23 protein-coding genes and 3 tRNA genes are annotated in these 18,284 nt (G+C 65.3%); 13 read left to right on the forward strand and 13 right to left on the reverse strand.

Going from position 1 to position 18,284, the window contains the following annotated elements:
* Positions 1–37 precede the first annotated feature (37 nt).
* From ACVJ6E_RS07480 to ACVJ6E_RS07500, 5 genes are all read right to left on the reverse strand, one after another.
* Positions 38–847 (reverse strand): ATP-binding cassette domain-containing protein, encoded by an 810-nt coding sequence (locus tag ACVJ6E_RS07480; RefSeq protein WP_120267717.1) that lies wholly within the window; start codon positions 845–847, stop codon positions 38–40.
* The gene (locus ACVJ6E_RS07485; RefSeq protein ID WP_120267718.1) at positions 844–1,695 is read right to left on the reverse strand and encodes an ABC transporter ATP-binding protein; all 852 of its coding nucleotides are present in this window, start codon (positions 1,693–1,695) and stop codon (positions 844–846) included. The genes ACVJ6E_RS07480 and ACVJ6E_RS07485 overlap by 4 nt, the downstream gene beginning before the upstream one ends.
* Positions 1,692–2,600 carry an ABC transporter permease gene (locus ACVJ6E_RS07490; RefSeq protein WP_120267719.1) on the reverse strand — a complete coding sequence of 303 codons (909 nt, stop codon included), beginning with the start codon at positions 2,598–2,600 and terminating at the stop codon, positions 1,692–1,694. Before ACVJ6E_RS07490 ends, ACVJ6E_RS07485 begins: the two co-directional genes overlap by 4 nt.
* 4 nt (positions 2,601–2,604) lie before the next feature.
* Positions 2,605–3,522, reverse strand: a complete 918-nt coding sequence (locus tag ACVJ6E_RS07495) for an ABC transporter permease (protein WP_097176271.1) — start codon at positions 3,520–3,522, stop codon at positions 2,605–2,607.
* 255 nt (positions 3,523–3,777) lie between these two features.
* Positions 3,778–5,343 carry an ABC transporter substrate-binding protein gene (locus ACVJ6E_RS07500; protein ID WP_120267720.1) on the reverse strand — a complete coding sequence of 522 codons (1,566 nt, stop codon included), beginning with the start codon at positions 5,341–5,343 and terminating at the stop codon, positions 3,778–3,780.
* A gap of 314 nt (positions 5,344–5,657) precedes the next feature.
* Here ACVJ6E_RS07500 and ACVJ6E_RS07505 point away from each other — a divergent pair, with 314 nt between their 5' ends.
* A complete protein-coding gene (locus tag ACVJ6E_RS07505; RefSeq protein WP_158592627.1) occupies positions 5,658–6,437 on the forward strand; it encodes an IclR family transcriptional regulator in 780 nt (259 codons plus the stop codon).
* Between the two features lie 142 nt (positions 6,438–6,579).
* Here ACVJ6E_RS07505 and ACVJ6E_RS07510 read toward each other — a convergent pair whose 3' ends face one another.
* The 3 genes from ACVJ6E_RS07510 to ACVJ6E_RS07520 form a co-directional block, all read right to left on the reverse strand.
* Positions 6,580–7,017 carry a YqaA family protein gene (locus ACVJ6E_RS07510; protein WP_120268337.1) on the reverse strand — a complete coding sequence of 146 codons (438 nt, stop codon included), beginning with the start codon at positions 7,015–7,017 and terminating at the stop codon, positions 6,580–6,582.
* Complete coding sequence (gene chrA / locus ACVJ6E_RS07515) at positions 7,017–8,234, reverse strand: chromate efflux transporter (RefSeq protein ID WP_120267722.1); 1,218 nt, start codon at positions 8,232–8,234, stop codon at positions 7,017–7,019. Before chrA ends, ACVJ6E_RS07510 begins: the two co-directional genes overlap by 1 nt.
* Before the next feature lie 188 nt (positions 8,235–8,422).
* Positions 8,423–8,498, reverse strand: a tRNA-Glu gene (locus tag ACVJ6E_RS07520).
* Positions 8,499–8,836: 338 nt separating this feature from the next.
* Here ACVJ6E_RS07520 and ACVJ6E_RS07525 point away from each other — a divergent pair.
* Positions 8,837–9,175, forward strand: coding sequence for a helix-turn-helix domain-containing protein (locus ACVJ6E_RS07525; RefSeq protein ID WP_120267723.1), 339 nt, complete (start codon positions 8,837–8,839; stop codon positions 9,173–9,175).
* 18 nt (positions 9,176–9,193) lie between these two features.
* Here ACVJ6E_RS07525 and ACVJ6E_RS07530 read toward each other — a convergent pair whose 3' ends face one another.
* Positions 9,194–10,117, reverse strand: a complete 924-nt coding sequence (locus ACVJ6E_RS07530) for a DUF4238 domain-containing protein (RefSeq protein ID WP_120267724.1) — start codon at positions 10,115–10,117, stop codon at positions 9,194–9,196.
* Positions 10,118–10,635: 518 nt separating this feature from the next.
* Positions 10,636–11,076: a lactoylglutathione lyase gene (gene gloA / locus ACVJ6E_RS07535; protein ID WP_120267725.1), complete on the reverse strand. Its 441-nt coding sequence runs from the start codon at positions 11,074–11,076 to the stop codon at positions 10,636–10,638.
* 382 nt (positions 11,077–11,458) lie between these two features.
* On the opposite strand from gloA, the gene ACVJ6E_RS07540 reads away from it, so the two are divergent.
* From ACVJ6E_RS07540 to ACVJ6E_RS07555, 4 genes are all read left to right on the forward strand, one after another.
* On the forward strand, positions 11,459–12,043 hold the full coding sequence (locus tag ACVJ6E_RS07540; RefSeq protein WP_120267726.1) for a cold-shock protein: 585 nt from the start codon (positions 11,459–11,461) through the stop codon (positions 12,041–12,043).
* A gap of 94 nt (positions 12,044–12,137) precedes the next feature.
* On the forward strand, positions 12,138–12,686 hold the full coding sequence (locus ACVJ6E_RS07545) for a DUF192 domain-containing protein (RefSeq protein ID WP_491676419.1): 549 nt from the start codon (positions 12,138–12,140) through the stop codon (positions 12,684–12,686).
* Between the two features lie 225 nt (positions 12,687–12,911).
* A complete protein-coding gene (locus ACVJ6E_RS07550; protein WP_120267727.1) occupies positions 12,912–13,436 on the forward strand; it encodes a methanogen output domain 1-containing protein in 525 nt (174 codons plus the stop codon).
* On the forward strand, positions 13,420–14,379 hold the full coding sequence (locus tag ACVJ6E_RS07555; RefSeq protein ID WP_158592628.1) for a GGDEF domain-containing protein: 960 nt from the start codon (positions 13,420–13,422) through the stop codon (positions 14,377–14,379). Before ACVJ6E_RS07550 ends, ACVJ6E_RS07555 begins: the two co-directional genes overlap by 17 nt.
* Before the next feature lie 117 nt (positions 14,380–14,496).
* Here the strand turns inward: ACVJ6E_RS07555 and ACVJ6E_RS07560 are convergent.
* Positions 14,497–14,573, reverse strand: a tRNA-Pro gene (locus ACVJ6E_RS07560).
* 264 nt (positions 14,574–14,837) lie between these two features.
* On the opposite strand from ACVJ6E_RS07560, the gene ACVJ6E_RS07565 reads away from it, so the two are divergent.
* The 3 genes from ACVJ6E_RS07565 to ACVJ6E_RS07575 all read left to right on the forward strand — a co-directional run bounded on the left by ACVJ6E_RS07565 (position 14,838) and on the right by ACVJ6E_RS07575 (position 15,718).
* On the forward strand, positions 14,838–15,143 hold the full coding sequence (locus tag ACVJ6E_RS07565; RefSeq protein WP_120267729.1) for an ETC complex I subunit: 306 nt from the start codon (positions 14,838–14,840) through the stop codon (positions 15,141–15,143).
* 31 nt (positions 15,144–15,174) lie between these two features.
* Positions 15,175–15,250, forward strand: a tRNA-Arg gene (locus ACVJ6E_RS07570).
* Between the two features lie 279 nt (positions 15,251–15,529).
* Positions 15,530–15,718 (forward strand): hypothetical protein, encoded by a 189-nt coding sequence (locus tag ACVJ6E_RS07575; RefSeq protein WP_120267730.1) that lies wholly within the window; start codon positions 15,530–15,532, stop codon positions 15,716–15,718.
* A gap of 63 nt (positions 15,719–15,781) precedes the next feature.
* Here ACVJ6E_RS07575 and ACVJ6E_RS07580 read toward each other — a convergent pair whose 3' ends face one another.
* Positions 15,782–16,516, reverse strand: coding sequence for a Crp/Fnr family transcriptional regulator (locus ACVJ6E_RS07580; RefSeq protein WP_120267731.1), 735 nt, complete (start codon positions 16,514–16,516; stop codon positions 15,782–15,784).
* A 149-nt stretch (positions 16,517–16,665) separates the two neighbouring features.
* On the opposite strand from ACVJ6E_RS07580, the gene ACVJ6E_RS07585 reads away from it, so the two are divergent.
* The 4 genes from ACVJ6E_RS07585 to ACVJ6E_RS07600 all read left to right on the forward strand — a co-directional run bounded on the left by ACVJ6E_RS07585 (position 16,666) and on the right by ACVJ6E_RS07600 (position 17,691).
* Positions 16,666–16,902, forward strand: a complete 237-nt coding sequence (locus ACVJ6E_RS07585) for a hypothetical protein (RefSeq protein ID WP_120267732.1) — start codon at positions 16,666–16,668, stop codon at positions 16,900–16,902.
* A 178-nt stretch (positions 16,903–17,080) separates the two neighbouring features.
* Positions 17,081–17,254: a CsbD family protein gene (locus ACVJ6E_RS07590; protein ID WP_120268339.1), complete on the forward strand. Its 174-nt coding sequence runs from the start codon at positions 17,081–17,083 to the stop codon at positions 17,252–17,254.
* A gap of 12 nt (positions 17,255–17,266) precedes the next feature.
* A complete protein-coding gene (locus ACVJ6E_RS07595) occupies positions 17,267–17,446 on the forward strand; it encodes a hypothetical protein (protein ID WP_147421819.1) in 180 nt (59 codons plus the stop codon).
* Positions 17,447–17,526: 80 nt separating this feature from the next.
* Positions 17,527–17,691 (forward strand): DUF3309 family protein, encoded by a 165-nt coding sequence (locus ACVJ6E_RS07600; RefSeq protein WP_120267733.1) that lies wholly within the window; start codon positions 17,527–17,529, stop codon positions 17,689–17,691.
* An 18-nt stretch (positions 17,692–17,709) separates the two neighbouring features.
* On the opposite strand, the gene ACVJ6E_RS07605 is transcribed toward ACVJ6E_RS07600, so the two are convergent.
* Entirely contained in the window at positions 17,710–18,189 is a 480-nt protein-coding gene (locus tag ACVJ6E_RS07605) for an Lrp/AsnC family transcriptional regulator (protein ID WP_097176266.1), read from the reverse strand.
* Positions 18,190–18,284: the final 95 nt, after the last annotated feature.

Consider the following 18,284-nt stretch of genomic DNA (forward strand, 5'->3'; position numbering starts at 1 on the left):
GGCGAGGGCGCGCCGGCTTCGGGAAAGGCAGAAGATTTCAGACCTCCGGGCTGACGTCCGGGCTGGCTGCGGGCACGGTGAGCGCGGAGGCGAGCAGGCGGCGGGTGTAGTCGTGCTGCGGGGCGGCGAAGAGCGCCTCGGCGTCGGCGACCTCGACGAGGCGGCCGGACTGCATGACCGCGACCCGGTCGGCGATGTACTCGACCACCGCAAGGTCGTGGCTGATGAAGAGATAGGTCAGACCGAACTCGGCCCGCAGCTCCATCAGGAGGTTCAGCACCTCCGCCTGCACCGAGACGTCGAGCGCGGAGGTCGGCTCGTCGCACACGACGATCTCGGGCCGCGAGATCAGCGCCCTGGCAATGGCAACGCGCTGGCGCTGGCCGCCGGACATCTGGCTCGGATAGGCCTCCAGCATGCGCTCGGGCATGCGCAGGATGTCGAGCAGCTCGCGCACCCGGCACAGCCGCTCGGACGCCGCGACCCCGCCGGCGATGACCAGCGGCGCCTCGATGATCTGGCGCACGGTCTTGCGCGGGTTGAGCGAGGAATAGGGATCCTGGAACACCGGCTGGACGCGGGCAGCGAAGGCGCGGCGGCGGATGGAGGCGACCGGCGCGCCGTCGAGGAACACCTCGCCAGAGGTGGGGGCCTCGAGCCCGAGCAGGATGCGCGACAGGGTGCTCTTGCCCGAGCCGGATTCGCCGACCAGCGCCAGCACCTCGCCGCGGCGCAGCTGCAGACTGACGCCGTCGAGCGCATGCAGGTCGCGCTGCTTTCCGAACATGCCGCCGCCGATGCGGTAAGTGCGGCGCACGTCGCGCAGTTCCATGACGATGTCGCTCATGAGGAGGCCTCCGGCGCGTCTTCGCTCCAGCGTACGGACCCGAGCGTGTCGCGGCCCCAGCGCATGCCCCGGCGGGGCACGGAGGAGAGCAGCGCCCTGGTGTAGGGGTGTTTGGGGTGGCCGAGCAGTTCGCCGACCGGGCCGCCGTCGACGGTGCGCCCGCCATACATGACCTGCACGCGCCCGGCGATGCGGGCGACGACGCCGATGTCGTGGCTGATGAAGATCATCGCGAGGCCGCGCTCCTGCTGCAGGGAGGCGAGCAGGTCGAGGATCTGCGCCTGGACGGTGACGTCGAGCGCGGTGGTCGGCTCGTCGGCGATGATCAGCTGGGGATCGCACAGCAGCGCCATGGCGATCATCACGCGCTGGCGCAGCCCGCCGGAGAGCTGGTGCGGGTAGACGCCCAGCCGCTCGCGCGGATGCGGGATGCCGACCCGGTCGAGCAGGTCGATGGCGGCCTCCAGCGCCTCGCGCTTGCTGCCGCGGCGGTGGCGCATCCAGGTCTCGCTCATCTGGCGGCCGATGGTCAGCACCGGGTTCAGCGCGGTCATCGGCTCCTGGAAGATCATCGCCATGCGGTCGCCGCGGATGTCGGCCATCTGCCGCTCGCTCATGGCGGCAAGGTCGGTGTCGCCGAGGCGCATCTCGTCGGCGGTGACGGAGATGCGACCGGGCAGAAGGCGCATGATCGCCATCGAGGTGACCGACTTGCCGCAGCCGCTCTCGCCGACGATGCCGAGCGTCTCGCCGGCGCCGACCTCGATATCGACGCCGCGCACCGCATGCAGCGGCTCGCCGTGGGTGGGGATGGTGACCTTCAGGTTGCGGACGGACAGGACGCTCATGACCGGCTCTCCGGGGTCAGCACGTCGCGAAGGCCGTCGCCGATCAGGTTGATGCCGAGCACCAGGATGGCGATGGCGGCACCGGGCAGGGCGATCAGGCGGGCGTCGAAGAAGACGAGGCCCTTGCCTTCCGAGACCATCAGGCCCCAGGACGGGGTCGGCGGCTGAACGCCGAGGCCGAGGAAGGACAGCGCCGATTCCAGCAGGATGGCGTGGGCGACCTCCAGCGAGCCGATGACGACGAGCGGGCCGATGAGGTTCGGCAGCAGCTCGACGATCAGGATGCGCGGGGTGGAGGCGCCCATGGCGCGGGCGGCGGTGACGAATTCCTGGTTGCGCAGCTGCTGGGTGGCGGAGCGCACGACGACGGCGAAGCGGTCCCAGAGCAACAGGCTCAGCACCGTGACGACGATCCACAGGTCGCCGCCGAACAGGGAGACGACGGCCAGCGACACCAGCACCACCGGCAGCGCCAGGCGCACCGACACGATGAAGGTGACGACGCTGTCGACGCGGCCGCCGAAATAGCCGGCAAGCAGGCCGAGCGTCGTGCCGATCAGGCCCGAGCCGATGGCGGCGGAGATGCCGATCAGCAGCGAGATGCGGGCGCCGAACAGGATGCGCGAGAGATAGTCGCGCCCCAGGGCGTCGGTGCCGAAGATGTGCTCCCAGCTGCCCTTTTCCGACCAGACCGGCGGCAGCAGCCGCTTCGACAGGTCCTGGGCATACGGATCGTGCGGGGCGATCAGCGGCGCGAAGAGGGCGATCAGCACGACCGCCAGCACGATGGCGCCGCCGATCACGAGGCCGCGGTGTTCCCTCGCACGCTTGAGCAGGATGCGACGCGGCGAGGGATGGGGCAGGCGGGCCGGAGCCGCCGGGATCAAGGATGTGTTTGTGCTCATGGGATCAGCTCACGCGGATGCGGGGATCGAGCCAGGCATTGATCACATCCGCGAGGAAGGTCAGCCAGACATAGATCATGGCGTAGACGAGAATGATCGCCTGAATGGTGGGGAAGTCGTTGCGGGCGATGCTCTCCCAGGCCAGCAGGCCGATGCCGCGGATGCCGAAGACGCTTTCCACGACGACCGAGCCGCCGAGGATGAAGCCGAACTCGACCGCCGCGACGCTGATCACCGGCAGGATGGCGTTGCGGATCGCATGGCCGAAGATCACCTGGCGGGGCAGCAGGCCCTTGGCGCGGGCGGTGCGCACATAGTCGGATGACAAGGCGTCGATCATGCCGGCGCGGCACAGGCGCAGCATGGAGGGCGCGGCGTAGTAGCCGAGCACCAGGGCGGGCAGCACGAAATGGGCCAGCGTCTGGGAACCGGAGACCGGCAGGACCCGAAGCTTGACCGCGAAGAGCCAGATCAGCATCAGGCCGAGCCAGAAGCTGGGCGTCGCCTGGCCGATGGTGCCGAAGGTGAGCGCGGCGCGGTCGGGCAGGCGGTTCTGGCGGATGGCGGCGATGATGCCGAGCGGGATCGCCAGCAGGATGGCGACGCCGATGGCCAGCACGCCGAGCGTGGCGGTGGCCGGAAAGCGCTCGGCCAGAAGGTCGACCACCGGCTTGCTGAAGTAGATGCTGTCGCCGAAATTGCCCTGTACGGCGCGGCCGATCCACTCGGCATATTGCACCGGGACCGGGCGGTCGAAGCCGTAGCGGGCGCGGATGACGGCGATGTCGTCTTCCGTCGCGCCTTCACCGGCGATGGCGATGGCGGGATCGCCGGACACGAACATCAGGCCGAAGCTGATGCCGGAGACGACGAGGGCAACGAGCGCTGCGATCGCCAGACGTTTGAGGGTGAAGCGGATCATGCCGGGCCTTTGACTGGTCTGGACCTTCGACGAGAGGCTTTCGATTTCGGGCCTTCGATTGGGTCATCCAACCGGGCCGGGGGCGGGGGCCGCGGCGAACTGCGGGCAGCACCCGTGCCGCAAGGTATCGAGAGCGCATGCGAAGGCATTTCCGGCGGCGTTCGGGAGCAGCCGGGCTGGCGGTCAGGATACTCTGGCAGGCAGAAAAGCGAAGCGAACCGGTGCCGCATCCGGGCGCGGCACCGGCCCTTGCCGTTACTTCCAGCTGGTCGCGTAGAAGCGCGGCATCTCGTCAGCCGACGGGGTGAAGTCGAGCTGGGCGTTGTAGCTGTAGTTCTTGGTGTAGCTGAACAGCGGCAGCCAGTAGGCCTCGTCGGCGATCAGCTGCAGGGCCTCGGCATAGCTGGCGAGGCGCACGTCGCGGTCGCTGGACAGGTCGGCGCGGCGGATGGCCTCCTGCAGGGCCGGGTCCTTGGCCGGATCGTCCGGGCCGCCGCCGAAGAAGTAGCTGGTGATCGCCGACACGTCCGGGATCGAGGACGAGCCCCAGGTCATGTTGGCGGCCGGCGCCTTGCCTTCGCGGATCAGGTCGCGGGCGGCGGAGTACTGCAGCCAGCGCAGGTTGGCCTTGATGCCGACCTTGGCGAGGTCGCCCATGATCGCCTCGGTGACTTCGCGGTCGCGATAGCCGTAGAGGTCGAAGGAGAAGCCGTCGGCCTTGCCGGCCTCGGCGAGCAGGGCCTTGGCCTTCTCCGGGTCGTAGTCGTAGGCCGTGACTTCGCTGGTGCAGCCGAACTGGCTCGGATGGCAGGCAGCGTTCACCACCTGGCTGTTCTCGCCCATCAGGTACTTGGCGATGCGGGCGCGGTCGATGGCATGGCCGACGGCCTTGCGGATCTTGGCGTCGGTGAAGACATCGGTGCCGCTGGTGCCCTTCAGGTCGAAGGTCAGGTAGCTGATGCGCATGGTCGGCGCGTTGACCGAGGTCAGGTGCGGCGCCTGGGCGAGGTTCTCGGCCTGGTCGTTGCTGATGCCCCAGACCCAGTCGATGCCGCCGGTCATCAGCTCGGCGATCTGCGTCGCCGCATCGGTGATGGTGCGGTAGGTCAGCTTGGCGATCTGCGGCTTGCCCTTGGGGCCGTCGAAATAGGCCTCGTTCGCCTCCATGACGACCGTGTCGCCATTGCCGAAGCTGGTGACCTTGTAGGGACCGGTGCCGACCGGGGGCACGGAGGCAAAGCGCTTGGTGCCGTCGCTGCCGGTCTCGGCCTTGTCGAAATGGCCCTCAGGCACGATCGGCAGGACCAGCGCCAGATAGGACAGGGCGGCCGGGAAGGGCTCGTTCAGCTCGATGCGCACGGTGCGCTCGCCGACGGCCTCGGCCGACTTGATCCACTTGATGTCGCCGTAGTTGAGAACGCCGTTCTTCTCGTCGATGACGAAGTTCAGCGTGTAGACCACGTCCTCGGTGCCGAAGCTGCTGCCGTCGTGGAAGGTGACGCCCTCGCGCAGGTCGAACTCCAGCGTCTGCGGGTCGATCTGGCGCCACTCGCTGGCCAGAAGCGGCTTGAACTCCTGGGCCTCCTGATCCCAGAAGACCAGACCGTCATAGACGTGCTGGGCAACGACGATCGCCTCGCGGGAGGTGTCGAAATAGGTGTCGGCGGCGGTCAGCTCCTTCTGGGCGGACCAGACCAGGCTGTTGTCGTCCGGACCTGCAAGCGCGGTGCCGAACGGTGCGGACAGCACCAGGGCAGCGGCGAGCGCGGTGCTCAGCTTGAGAGACTTCAAGGACATGCTTTGGGACAGGCTACGGGACATGGGGACCTCCTGGGCGCTGGATCGCCCTTTGATCGATACCGGTCGCGATAGACGCCGGCTGTGATCGATATTTTGTGCTTGTTATCGAATAGTGATTATCGACATTGATATTTAAATGTGACAACTTATTGCTTGTCAAGCGGCGCCCGGTCGTGCGGCTTAGGGAAAAAGCCCTCCGCATGGCCGCTGCGGGCGGTGGAGACACACCAAGGCATTCATGGTGCTCCGGTTTTTGCCGGCGAAACGGGTGGTGGATTTTTCCGGTGCCGAGGATCGCGGGAAAGCGGAAGGCGCCAGTGGGAGATGACTGCAAGATGAGCGAACAGACCAGGCCGCCGGTGCTGGCGAGCACGCTGGAGCGGGGCATGCGGGTGCTGGCGCTGTTCCGCGATCACCATGTGGCGCTGAGCCTGACCGAGATCGCGGAAGCGGCCGGGCTGGAGAAGAGCGCGGCGCAGCGGCTGACCTATACGCTGCATGCGCTCGGCTATCTCGACCGCGACGACAAGACCCGCCGCTATCGCCCGGGCCTGAGGATGCTGGATCTGGCCTATGCGTTCCTGATCCACGACCGGCTGCTGGAGCGTGCCCTGCCGCGCATGATCGAGGTCAGCCGGACGCTGCGCACCACCGTCAATCTCGGCGTGCTGGACGGGCACGAGGTCGTCTACAAGGCGCGGATCCCGCATACGAGCCTTGCCTACGACACGACGCTGATCGGCGTGCGCCAGCCGGCGGCGGTGACCGCGGTGGGGCAGGTGATCGCCGCCTTCTCGCCGCCCGAGGTGCTGGAGCGGATGATGGAGCCGGGCCTGCCGGAGCCGGTGACGCCCTTCACCTGCCAGGATCCTGCGCTCGTGCGGGAGCGCGTGGCGCAGGCGCAGCGCGACGGCTATGTCATCACCAACCAGCAGATCATGCTGCAGGAAATCGTCATTGCCGCGCCGGTGATCGGCGCCAACCGCCAGGCGGTCGCGGCCATAAGCATGCCGGTCTACATCCCCGAATGGAGCGAGGAGCGGGTGAAGCGCGAGCTGGTGCCGGCGATTACCGATGCGTCGCGGACGATTTCGTCCGTCGTCGCTCTCGCGTAAGGGCAGGAAACTCTACTCCCGCGGCCGCCTATCGCGGTTTTCTGCGCTTCCGGTGCTCACGTACCCGAATGTACGCTGCGCTCCGGTTCTCGCAAACCACGCCATTCGGCTCGCAGGAGCGAGTTTGAATCAGTGGCCGTGGCTAGCCGAAAAAGCCGAGCGTGACGGCGGCCAGCACCGCATAGCGGCCGGTCTTGGCGATGGCCACCAGCACCAGCACGGTGAGGAACCGCTCGCGCATCACGCCGGCGGCAAGCGTCAGCGGATCGCCGATGACCGGCATCCAAGACAGCAGCAGCGACCACTTGCCCCAGCGGGAGTACCAGTCCTGCGCGCGGGTGAGGGCGGCCTCGCTGACCGGGAACCAGCGGCGGTGGCGGAAGCGCTCGATGCCGCGCCCCAGCGCCCAGTTGATGAGCCCGCCGAGCGTGTTGCCGAGGCTGGCGACGAACAGCAGCAGCAGCACGGGCCGGCCGCTGAGCAGCAGGCCGACGAGCACCGCCTCCGACTGCATCGGCAGCAGCGTCGCCGCGCCGAGGGCGGAGAGAAACAGCCCGCCATAGACCCCGAGCTCTACCATCATGCGGCTCCGATCAGCATGCCGCCGAGCCCGCCGACAAGGACCGCGATCCAGGGCGGCGCCTTCCACGCGGTCAGCAGCACGAAACAGACGAGCGCCAAAGTGAACTGCGCCGGCGTCGTGACCGCGCTGGTGAAGACCGGATCGTAGAGCGCGGCACCCAGGATGCCGACGACGGCGGCATTGGCCCCGGCCATCGCGGCGCGCGCGCCCGTGCGAACGCGGAACGCCTGCCAGAACGGCAGCACGCCGACGAGCAGCAGCAGGCCCGGCAGGAAGATCGCGACAAGCGCCAGCGCGGCCCCGAATACAGCGCCCTGCGGCAGGGCGATCACCGCGCCGAGATAGGCTGCGAAGGTGAAGAGCGGGCCGGGCACGGCCTGCGCTGCGCCGTAGCCGGCAAGGAAGCTCTGCGCGCCGACCCAGCCGCTGCGCACGACCTCGGCCTCCAGCAGCGGCAACACCACATGGCCGCCGCCGAAGACCAGCGCGCCGGCGCGGTAGAAGGCATCGAGCACGGCAAGCGCCTGCGAGGGCGCGACAAGCTGGGCAAGCGGCAAGCCGACCAGCAGCAGGACGAAAAGCGCCAGGCAGACGAGGCCCGCGAGGCGGGAAACGGGTGCGCGGGAGGCGGGGGCAGGCGTGCCGCCAGTTGCGGCGCCGGCCGCGGGAAGCCTCAAGGTGAGACCGGCCAGCGCGGCGAGCGCGATGGCAGCGACCTGGGCCAGCGGCCCGGCAACGAGCAGGACGATGGCGGCGGCGGCGAGCGCCAGTGTCGCCCGCTCCCGGTCGGGGCACAGGGCCCGGGCCATGCCGAGCACCGCATGGGCGATGATGGCAACGGCCACGAGCTTCAGCCCGGCAACGAGGCCCTGGCCGAGGGGGCCGGCAAACAGGGGCGCGCCGAGCGCGAAGGCGACGAGCAGCAAGGCGGAGGGAAGCGTGAAGGCGGTCCAGGCGGCAAGGGCGCCGAGCGGGCCGGCGCGCATCAGCCCGAGCGCGAATCCGACCTGGCTGGAGGCGGGGCCGGGCAGGAACTGGCACAGGGCGACGAGATCGGCATAGGCAGCCTCGTCCAGCCACTTGCGGCGCAGCACCAGTTCCTGGCGGAAATAGCCGAGATGGGCGATCGGGCCGCCGAAGGAGGTGAGGCCGAGCTTGAGGAAGGCGCGGAAGACCTCGCCAGCGCTGCCGCGCGGCTGCGGCGCGGGGGGCATCGTCTGTTTCCGCGGGACGGGGGGGCTCCTCGTCACGTCGTCCTCTCCTGCCTGTTGCTTGCGGACGGCGCCGTGTAGCCGCGCGATGTTGCGGGACCATGACAGCATGATGCCGTCCTTGCGCAAGCACCGGCTTGCCGCAGGCGATGCATCTGGAAAGCAGGATGTGGGGGAGAACAGCGACGGAGTGGCACGCCCAACGGGACTCGAACCCGTGTTTCCGCCGTGAAAGGGCGGCGTCCTAGACCGCTAGACGATGGGCGCCCGGTCCGTCGATGTGCGCGGGTTATAAGCAGCTTTCTCGCCGTCGGCAAGAGGGTAGGTGACGCGTCGTCCACAGGCTCGTGAAGAGAAGCGGTCGGCACGGGCTTGCCGATGTCGATCTTCGCGCCTTTGCCGGACCAAGATGTGCCGCGTCGCCAAAGGGGCGCGTGCTTAAGACGGTGTCTTATGGAGCCTTTGCTTCATAAATAGATCTTATTATTGCCTTGCGGTCCAATTATGGAACATGGCTGGCTTCTCCAAGAGGTTTTATGGTAAGATGCTCCATAAATGGAGCGAGAAGTCGCTACCAGACCTTTTTATGGAACATTGAGGTGCGAATGAGCAAGCCGGCGACACGCAGCTACTCTCGCTACGGGCAGGAAGCGGCCGAACTGCTCGGGCATATGATCCGGAGCGCCCGCGTCGAGCGGGAAATGACCATTACCGAGCTGGCCGAGAGGGCCGGGGTATCGCGCGGTCTCGTCCACCGGATCGAAAGCGGCGACATGGGATGCTCCATCGGCGCGGCCTTCGAAGTGGCGGCGATCGTCGGCGTCCGGCTGTTCGATGCGGAGCCGACCACGCTCACCCGCTATCTCGGCATGGTCCGCGACAAGCTGACCCTGCTTCCCAAGGCGGTGCGTCAGGGCCGGAAGGCGGTAAAAGATGATTTCTAGGCCCGCTTATCACCTTTACTATCTTCGCGACGGCTCATATTTCGTCTCGAAGCGGCCGTCTACGATGCGATAGCCGATGTTTTTTGGGGCAGGGATTCCGAAGTTCCTAGAGATAAAAGCGCCCGGTGGAGGCTGCCGACTAAAAACAAATCGCTTCGCAACTCCAAGCACGATACGGTTCATACGTGCCACCCCGTTAGTTGTCATATCAGTGATATAGGCTACCGACCGGTCAACTTCACGAAAGGGGAACGGTATTACCTCTAATGCTAAATCTGGCGTCAATGGCGCATGAATAGTGAATGGTATTCCATAGCGATGATGCCATGGCTCGTCGACTACTAAGCCGCCATCCGCGTACAGAAACTCTGACGCTGAATCCCTACGGCAGACCATGATGACGGCATTCTGAATTTCAGAAATATATATGTCATAAATATAAATCATGTTTTCGAGGGCTTTGTTGCGTGATAAATTCTCAGAATATCCATTCTTAGAATGAAATTCGACTAATTTTGAAAGATATGAAGGGTGTCGTACTACTAGTGCAGATATGTATCGCGCAATTGATTGTCGCACGTCGTAGCTGAGAGGGATGAATTCGACGTAGTCGCGGGTGCGGAAACCCAGTTCATTCATTTGATCATTTTTTTCTCGTCTAGGGCGAATTTTTCTGCGTCGTGTATTTGATGGGTCAGAGAGATGCTCAATCATCGCTCTAGCGGGGGCGTCGATCTCCTTCCCAAACCAGTCCTCTATTGAAGTGTCTTTTGCGGCATCCTCGGAAAAGCGCGTGTAAAGCTCCGACTCAATCCCGATATTGCTTGGGTTTGTACGAAATGATGTCCCATCCTGCTTAGTAACGTGAACTAGTCCGGCAGAGTCGGTCCAGAAGCGTGACTGTACCTGAGGCCACCAGTGATGACGCTTGGGCTGAGACATACCTCGTGCTCCGGTCAATGTTTCTCGGAACGATTTGTGGTTAATTTAAATTTTGTGGTTAATTTAAATTTTCGTCTAGTAATGATTCTACTTTCTGAACCAAAATTCCGCAGGTTGAGCCGTGCAGTTTGCAGGTCCTTGAACGAATTTGTCAGGTTTTTCGGGCGGTTAGGCTGTGCGAACTGAGCCATTTTTTGGCAAGTGGCAATATTTCCTTCTCATCAATATAAAGAAACGTCAGAATCAGCTCGTAATTCTGCTCGTTTGCGAAATTGGCCCGCCTCGGCCTCGGCTATACAGAGACGGTATTCACCAGCCCGTGTCGCATTTTGCTTAGAGTTCGCAAGTTTCACAGGGCATTGAAGCCTATTTCGGAGCGGTTTTCAGCGGCTCTTCGTCGGTTTCTGCGGTAGTTCTGAGGGGCCGCAAAGGTTGGCCGTCAGGTGAGGGCGTGGGGCCGGTTCGTATTACAGTCGAAGAAAGGGAGGGGCGCCGGGCGCCCCTCCGCAAGCCGGGTGTTACCAGATGCCGGTGTTGCCCATGGAGGCCCAGGGCTCCTGCGGCTCCTGCGCGCCGCCCTTCTGCAGCAGCTCGATGGAGATGTTGTCGGGCGAGCGGACGAAGGCCATGCGGCCGTCGCGCGGCGGGCGGTTGATGGTGACGCCGGCGGCCTGAAGCTTGGCGCAGGTCTCGTAGATGTCGTCGACCTCATAGGCGAGATGGCCGAAATTGCGCCCGCCCTGATAGTCTTCCGGATCCCAGTTGTAGGTGAGTTCCAGCGCCGGCGCCTGGCCGTCCTTCACGGCCTCAACGTCCTCGGAGGCGGCAAGGAAGATCAGCGTGAAGCGGCCGGCCTCGCTCTCGAGCCGGCGCACTTCCTGCATGCCCATCTTGTTGCAGTAGAAGTCGAGCGACTCGTCGATGTCGCGGACACGGACCATGGTGTGCAGGTAGCGCATGAATACCTCTTCGTACTGTGCGGTGCTTCGTGGCGGCCGGCCGCCCGGCAGGACGGCGGCCGAAAATGGGGTCGCAGAAAGAAACGACGCGCGGGGCGCCCGGTTGGGAAACGACACGCCCGGCGCCGGGTTCCGCCGCAGAGAATATGGCCTTGCGCGGCGACTTCAATGGAGGCTTGCGATCTTTCGCGCACGCAGCGGTCGCTGAAGGCTTGCGAATCGCGCTGAGCCGGAGAAACTGTTGCACAAGGGTAACCATGGCACTTTTTCGCAAAATGCACTGGTTCCAGGGACGTGGGATGCTATCCTTGGTCTTGCGGAATCGGTGGTTTTCCGGTTGTGCACTCACGGATCCAGCTTACGGCGTATCAGAGGCGGGACTATGAAGGACTTGGGGGCAAAGCCGGTTGTGGCCTCGCGTGATACGGGATCGGAAGATCCCGGGATCGATCTGACGGTCGTCGCGGGCTCGATCAAATGGTTCGACGTGGCCAAGGGCTACGGTTTCATCGTGCCCGATGACGGGCAGCCCGACATTCTCCTGCATGTGACCTGCCTGCGGCGCGACGGGTTTCGCACCGCCTACGAGGGCGCGCGCATCGTCTGCGAGGTGACGCCGGGATCTCGGGGGCTGCAGGCCTTCCGCGTGCTGTCGATGGACGAATCCACCGCCGTGCACCCCTCGCAGCTGCCGCCGTCGCGCACTCATGTGCAAGTGACGCCGGAAGGCGGATACGAGCCGGCGGTCGTCAAGTGGTTCAACCGGGTGAAGGGCTTCGGCTTCCTGACCCAGGGCGAGGGCACGGAAGACATCTTCGTGCACATGGAGACGCTGCGGCGCTTCGGCATCACCGAGCTGCGCCCCGGCCAGACCGTGATGGTGCGCTTCGGCCAGGGCCCGAAGGGACGCATGGCGGCCGAGATCCGGCCCGACGGCGAAGGCGTTCACATCCCGTCCTCCCACTAAGCGGCCCGGCGGACATCGTCGCGACATTCCTGTCCGGCGAGGATCCCGTTCCGACCGCATGGACCTGAGAGTGTCGCTTGTGCAGGACCGACCGATGCCCACCATGATGATCACCGCCGGTCCTCCTGCCCGCCGCTCCAGCTCCCTCTACGCGCTGGCCGTCTTCTCCGTGCTGTGCCTGTCGCTCGCGGCAGCCCTGCTGCTCGCCTTTCCGGCGGCGGCGCAGGAGCGCGGCGCGCCGCAGACCGGCCTCAAGCGCGAGGCGCTGAGCATCACCACCGCCGGCGGCAAGGTGCACGACTTCTCGGTGGAGATCGCCGATACCGCGGAATCGCGGGCTCGCGGGCTGATGTTCTACGAGAACCTCGCCGCCGATGCGGGCATGCTGTTCGACTATCACGCCGATCGGGAGGTGGTGTTCTGGATGAAGAACACGCTGATTCCGCTCGACATGATCTTCATCAGGAAAGACGGGCACATCGCCAGCATCGCCGAAAACACGGTGCCCCTGTCGGAGGCGCTGGTGCCCTCCAACGCGGTGGTGCGCTTCGTGCTGGAAGTGCCGGCCGGAACCAGCGCCGCGCTCGGCATTGCGCCGGGCGACCGGGTCGACAGCCCGACAATCCGCGCCGCCGCGCCTTGATCGATGGCGCTCCGGGCTGTCAAGTCCGGTATTTGTCCGTGATCCCCCCGTTATTGCAGCGTGATTTCGGCTGATCCGGCCCTGCCTGGGGGCCGCATTCGCAATTTTTTCCGCTTATGGTGCGAATCACCTTGATCGAATCAATTTATGATTCGTTCCGGCATGATCCCGTCACGCGGGTACTCGTGCCATTGCGCAAAGGGGCGCGGCGTTGAGGGCAGGGTGATGGCTGGGAGCGGTGTGTCGGCCACTGTCGGGAATTGCAAGGTCGACCTGGATCAGGCCGGCTTCTTCCGCAATGTAATCGGAGCCCTGGCCGGCACCATGGAGGAGGTGATCGGCCGGGAGGACGCATCCGCCTTCGTCAGCGTGGTGGGCACGCGGATCGGCGACGACCTGTCTCAGCAGTACCGCACGGCACTGGGCGGCGAGGTGGCGGATCTGGAAGCGGTTGCGGCGATTCTCGTCGACCTGAAGGCCCGGATCGGCGCCAGCTTCGAGATCGCCAGCCTGAGCGAGGACGAGATCGTCCTGGTGAACGGCGACTGCCCCTTCGCGGAGAAGGTGGTCGGCCGGCCGTCGCTCTGCATGATGACCGCGACCGTGTTCGGACGGATCGTGTCGCAGGCCAGAGGCTATGCGCGGGTCCGCGTCGAGGAGGCGATCGCCACCGGCCACGGCTGCTGCCGGGTCCGTGTGGCCTTGAAACGAGGGGAGGGCGGCGATGACGGTCATGAGTTCTTTGCCTGACGCGACCCTCTTGATGGAGGGCATGCGGGTCGCGCTGGACAACATGCCGCGCGCGACGCTGGTCTTCGACGAAAGCGGCCGTGTGCGACTGGCCAACCGGCAGGCGCTGCGGCAGTTCGACCGGCTGGAGGCGGACGGCGTCTGCGCCCTGACCGACCTGCCGCGAGAAGAGGTGCTGGAGCGCGTCGGCCGGGCCTTCCGCTCGACGACGCCCGCGTTTATCGGCCTGCAGGCAGCAGACGGGACCAATCTGACGTTTTCCGGCTGGCGGCTCGGTGTGAGCGGCCCCGGCGGGGAAGTGCTCGCCATGCTGCAATACGATCAGGCAAAGTCGCTGGCGGCGCGGTTCCTGGCCGTTTCCCAGGAAGTGGCGGACCACCGCGAGCGTCTGGCCGACAGCCTGCAGCAGCAGCGCCAGCTGCACGAGGAAGCCAAGAGACTGCGCCAGCTCTCCGCCACCGACCGCATGACCGGCCTGCTCAACCCGGTGGAATTCCGCCTGCAGGCAGGGCGGATGATCGCGGAGATCGGCGCCGGCATCTCCTGCGTCACCTTCGCCTATCTCGATCTCGACAATTTCAAGCAGGTCAACGACCGCTTCGGCCATCTGGCCGGCGACATGGTGATCCGCGCCATCGCTCATATCCTGAAGCGGGCCGTGCGGGCCGGCGACATTATCGGGCGGATGGGCGGCGACGAGTTCATGATCGGTTTTGCCGATGCGCAGGCCGCCGACATCGCCGACAGGATGCACGAGATCTCCGACCGCATCCGCCAGCCGATGCACTGGAACCCGCCGGACGCGGACCACAGCTGCCTGCTGACGGCTTCCGCCTCCATCGGCGTGTTCACCGTGCAGGAGACGGACATTTCGTTCGAGAGCGTGCTGCGCAATGCCGAGGCCGGCATGTATGGCATGAAGCGGCAAAGCCGCCGCGCCTGAGGCGAGGGCGCCCCTGCGCCTGAGAATTCCCGGTGGGTCGGGAGTTCGCGCGAGACTTCAGGAAAGCCCCATAAGGGGCTGTTTCCCAAGACTTAAGCCGAAAGCAGAAAAGGAAAATGGTCGGGGCAGCAGGATTCGAACCTGCGACCCTCTGCTCCCAAAGCAGATGCGCTACCAGGCTGCGCTATACCCCGACTTGGAGAATTTCTGCGGTGTATCGGGGTTGGGATGGGGCGTCAAGGCTGAACCACGGATGCCCAGGCCCTGGCTGCCGGCGGCGATAGCGGCGGGAAAAGCCGGGCGGGCAGGCATTTTGCCGAGTTGACTTCGCGCGCCGAACCAATGAATAACCGACTGAACGCGACGAATGGACCGAAAGCGCGGCAGCAATCCTGCGCCGCTTTTCGCCCAGCGGGTCGCAACGAGACGCAAGGCAACCGCAAGAGGGGCACTGCACGATGGTCGCACGCATCTATTCCCCGGCGAAGACGGCAACGCAGTCGGGGCGCGGCAAGACCCATGACTGGGTGCTGGAGTTCGAGCCGGAGCAGGCGCGCACGATCGAGCCGCTGATGGGCTACACGTCCTCCACCGACATGAAGCAGCAGCTGCGCCTGCGCTTCGAAACGCAGGAAGAGGCGGAAGCCTACGCCCGCAAGAACGGCATCGCCTACCGGGTGGAGCAGCCGCGCTCGCGCCGCGTGCCGAAGATCGCCTATTCGGACAATTTCCGTTTCGATCGCTTCATGCCCTGGACGCATTGAGCCGCGATCCTCGCGCCGCGCGCGCCGGAACGGCCCCGTAGCTCAGTGGATAGAGCACCGGCCTTCTAAGCCGATGGTCGCAGGTTCGAATCCTGCCGGGGTCGCCATTTTCCCTTGTACGGCCAAACCTGTCCTTCCCCCGCACATGCAGGGCACGGGATGCCATGCGCATCCGGGTCCGGTCGTTGGCTGCGCGCAAAACCGGGCAGGGCTAACCTGCGTCAGTGCGCCGGAGCCGATATTGCGATTGAGTGTGGACGTGCCCGCCGGATGACCGGTGGCACGCACTTCCGGAAAACGCGAAAGCACTTGTGGCGAGGCTCCTTCACGGAACCGCGCTGCCCTGGCGCTTTCAGCTTCCCGGATGGTCCAGAAAGGGACATTTCATGACACCCGACCGCAACAACGTCACCGAGAAGATGACCTCCGTCAAGGCTGCCTGGGACAAGGCCCCGGCAGGCCCGAAGAAGGATGCGGCTTTCAAGCACTACAAGGCTGCCGAGACCGCGCAGACGGCGAACAACCACGCCGATGCGATGAAGGAACTCGACGCGACGACCCGCGCCCTTGGGTGATACGTGCTGTCTGAGCTGACGTGACTGCCGGGTCGCCCGCCGTTCGACGGCGGGCGGCCTTGTTCATTTCAGCAGCGGGCCGCCCTGGTCCAGATACATCGGGTCGAACTCCGCGAACTCCACCAGAGCGCCGTAGTCGTCGAATGTCACATGGCCATCGCGGAAGGTGACGAGCCCGCTATCACGCAGCTTGCGCAGGACGCGGTTCACATGCACCGCACTCAGGCCCAGGGCGTCGGCGAGGTGATACTGGGTGAGTGGGCAGGGGTAGCCGTCCCTGGTGCCCATCCCGACCAGCGCCAGCCGCGCATGCAGTTCGAGCAGGAAATGCGCCATCCGGGCTTCCGCATCGCGGCGCCCGATGCCCACGAGATGCTCGACCACCATCGCCTCGTCCCGCGAGGCGGCCCAGAGAATGGCCGTCGCCAGGCGTGGTGTCTGCGCGAAGGCCTCCAGAAGGTCGCTCACCAGAACTTCGGCGGCGTGGATCTCCATGATCGGCTCGAAGCTGTGATCCGAGGTGCGCAGCAGGACGCTGCGCAGCCCCAGGAAATCCCCCGGTATCTGGAAGTCGACGATCTGACGCGTTCCGTCCGTCTGGATCTTGTACGAACAGACCCAGCCCGAGGAGAGGATGTAGGCGGCCTGACCGGACTGCCCCTGGTGCACGAGATCGCGCCCCGCGGCGAAGGTCCGACGACGTTCGTGCAGACGCTCCAGCATCTCGAGCTCTGCCTGCGAAAGGGCGACAAACGCGGAGAGCTTTCGGGCGAGCGGGGATGCGTGCCTCGTGTTCATGAACTTCGGCCGTCCCTTGGAGGATCGAGGGAAAGCCGGAACGACAGCTGCTTTCGATCAGTCCGGCGATCCGTGCTTGCCCGTAGAGTCGTGTCCGGCAGCGAAATTCTGTCGTGACCGATCACTCGCCGCCGGAAAGGATCCTGTCGATGCCCCCTCATTCAGACTACTCGGGGATGGCCGCACTGTCGATCTGCGAGGCGCTCCTGCTTGCCCTCAACGATCACAATCTCCTTCCCGAGCCGGAGATCCTCGGCATTTTGCGCGATGCCGCAGCGGCGCACGAGAATGCCGTTGCCCCGGAAGGGGAGCAGGAAGCGCACCAGGCCGCCGCTGAGCTGATCAACCGGATCATTGCCGGCGGCAACTCCGTCCGGCGCCCATAAGCAAGCCGCATCCGTCGTGGCGGCCGGAGCGCGCAGGTGCCTGCCGGCCCTCGGCTTTCGAGCGGCGCGCGGGCGGGCGCACTAACCTGCGTCAGTGCGCAGAGGACAGAAAACCGGCTAGCTCACGGGTGTTGCCCGAACGATGTTCGGGGCGTTTTCGGTCGAAGGGGACAAGGCCATGGACAAGGATCGCGTGATCGGGTCGGCAAAGGTCGTCAAGGGCAAGCTCAAGGTCGTCGCCGGGAAGGCTTTCGGCGATGCCAAGCTGCGCTCGGAAGGGGAGGCCGACAAGGTCGAGGGGAGCATCCAGAACACCCTCGGCAGCATCAAGGATACGCTTCGTGACGCGTAGGGAGCGCGGCCGGTGCGCCTGTTCCGAAACCTCATGGGCGAGCGTCCGATGACCCGGCAAGGCCTCCTCCTGGTGATCGGGGTGCTCGTCGCGGTGGTGGCCACCGGTGCTACCTATCTCGCCCTGGAGGAGGGCCGGAGCGGCATCGACATCAGCATCGACAGGCGCGGCCTGACCATCGACGGCAACTGAAACGGCGCGCCGTCCGCCCGGACCCTTCAGGCGTGAGCCGCGTATGGCGGGCGAGCGTTCCCTGCCAAGGAGAAAATGCCATGTCCCTCAGCACAATCCTCATCATTATACTCGTCATCTTCCTTCTCGGCGGGTTCAGCGGGCGCTTCGGAGGGTACGGCTACGGCTTCGGCCATGCCGGCGTGGGTGTGCTCGGCACGATCCTGCTGATCGTGGTCATCCTGATGTTGCTCGGCCGGCTCTGACAGCGCGCCCGTCGCGCCTCAAAACTCCAGCAAAGCGTTGTCGATCACTTCCCGGATGACGAAGAAGGTGCGGGTCTGGCGCGTGCCGGGCAGGGCGAGCAGCTTGTCGCCGTGCAGGCGGTTGAAGTCGGCCATGTCGCGTACGCGAATCTTCAGCATGTAGTCGAAGTCGCCGGCAACCAGGTGGCAGTCGAGTACGAAGGCGAGCTTGCGCGCCGCCTCTTCGAACTCGCGGAAGCTCTCCGGTGTCGAGCGGTCCAGCACCACGCCGACCATGACCAGCGAGCCGCGCCCGACCTTGTCCGGCGCCACCATCGCCCGCACGCCGCTGATATAGCCCTCCGCGAAAAGCCGCTGGGTGCGGCGGTGGCAGGTGGCCGGCGAGGTGTTGGTGCGCTGCGCCAGTTCCGCGTTGGTCAGCCGGCCATCCTCCTGCAACAGCTTGAGGATCTTCAGGTCGATGCGGTCGAGGCGATCCTCTCTGGAAGCTTCTTTCATTTCAGGCCTGTTTATCGGAAGAAGGGTGAGCTTGTGGAGGCTTCCGTGAGTGCAGAAGGGAAATTCGGACGCCAAATTAGAGAGCACATTTCATT

The organism is Stappia sp. G46H5W (genome assembly GCF_058448995.1).

What these genes read in the sequence shown, in the direction of transcription:
- ACVJ6E_RS07495 (WP_097176271.1), bottom strand. Translation starts at nt 3,522, where the DNA reads ATGATCCGCTTCACCCTCAAACGTCTGGCGATCGCAGCGCTCGTTGCC.
- ACVJ6E_RS07525 (WP_120267723.1), top strand. Translation starts at nt 8,837, where the DNA reads ATGAGCAAGCCGGCGACACGCAGCTACTCTCGCTACGGGCAGGAAGCG.
- ACVJ6E_RS07580 (WP_120267731.1), bottom strand. Translation starts at nt 16,516, where the DNA reads ATGAACACGAGGCACGCATCCCCGCTCGCCCGAAAGCTCTCCGCGTTT.
- ACVJ6E_RS07490 (WP_120267719.1), bottom strand. Translation starts at nt 2,600, where the DNA reads ATGAGCACAAACACATCCTTGATCCCGGCGGCTCCGGCCCGCCTGCCC.
- ACVJ6E_RS07540 (WP_120267726.1), top strand. Translation starts at nt 11,459, where the DNA reads ATGAAGGACTTGGGGGCAAAGCCGGTTGTGGCCTCGCGTGATACGGGA.
- ACVJ6E_RS07545 (WP_491676419.1), top strand. Translation starts at nt 12,138, where the DNA reads ATGCCCACCATGATGATCACCGCCGGTCCTCCTGCCCGCCGCTCCAGC.
- gloA (WP_120267725.1), bottom strand. Translation starts at nt 11,076, where the DNA reads ATGCGCTACCTGCACACCATGGTCCGTGTCCGCGACATCGACGAGTCG.
- ACVJ6E_RS07550 (WP_120267727.1), top strand. Translation starts at nt 12,912, where the DNA reads ATGGCTGGGAGCGGTGTGTCGGCCACTGTCGGGAATTGCAAGGTCGAC.
- ACVJ6E_RS07480 (WP_120267717.1), bottom strand. Translation starts at nt 847, where the DNA reads ATGAGCGACATCGTCATGGAACTGCGCGACGTGCGCCGCACTTACCGC.
- ACVJ6E_RS07575 (WP_120267730.1), top strand. Translation starts at nt 15,530, where the DNA reads ATGACACCCGACCGCAACAACGTCACCGAGAAGATGACCTCCGTCAAG.
- ACVJ6E_RS07590 (WP_120268339.1), top strand. Translation starts at nt 17,081, where the DNA reads ATGGACAAGGATCGCGTGATCGGGTCGGCAAAGGTCGTCAAGGGCAAG.
- ACVJ6E_RS07605 (WP_097176266.1), bottom strand. Translation starts at nt 18,189, where the DNA reads ATGAAAGAAGCTTCCAGAGAGGATCGCCTCGACCGCATCGACCTGAAG.
- ACVJ6E_RS07530 (WP_120267724.1), bottom strand. Translation starts at nt 10,117, where the DNA reads ATGTCTCAGCCCAAGCGTCATCACTGGTGGCCTCAGGTACAGTCACGC.
- ACVJ6E_RS07500 (WP_120267720.1), bottom strand. Translation starts at nt 5,343, where the DNA reads ATGTCCCGTAGCCTGTCCCAAAGCATGTCCTTGAAGTCTCTCAAGCTG.
- ACVJ6E_RS07600 (WP_120267733.1), top strand. Translation starts at nt 17,527, where the DNA reads ATGTCCCTCAGCACAATCCTCATCATTATACTCGTCATCTTCCTTCTC.
- ACVJ6E_RS07485 (WP_120267718.1), bottom strand. Translation starts at nt 1,695, where the DNA reads ATGAGCGTCCTGTCCGTCCGCAACCTGAAGGTCACCATCCCCACCCAC.
- chrA (WP_120267722.1), bottom strand. Translation starts at nt 8,234, where the DNA reads ATGCCCCCCGCGCCGCAGCCGCGCGGCAGCGCTGGCGAGGTCTTCCGC.
- ACVJ6E_RS07585 (WP_120267732.1), top strand. Translation starts at nt 16,666, where the DNA reads ATGCCCCCTCATTCAGACTACTCGGGGATGGCCGCACTGTCGATCTGC.
- ACVJ6E_RS07555 (WP_158592628.1), top strand. Translation starts at nt 13,420, where the DNA reads ATGAGTTCTTTGCCTGACGCGACCCTCTTGATGGAGGGCATGCGGGTC.
- ACVJ6E_RS07510 (WP_120268337.1), bottom strand. Translation starts at nt 7,017, where the DNA reads ATGGTAGAGCTCGGGGTCTATGGCGGGCTGTTTCTCTCCGCCCTCGGC.
- ACVJ6E_RS07505 (WP_158592627.1), top strand. Translation starts at nt 5,658, where the DNA reads ATGAGCGAACAGACCAGGCCGCCGGTGCTGGCGAGCACGCTGGAGCGG.
- ACVJ6E_RS07565 (WP_120267729.1), top strand. Translation starts at nt 14,838, where the DNA reads ATGGTCGCACGCATCTATTCCCCGGCGAAGACGGCAACGCAGTCGGGG.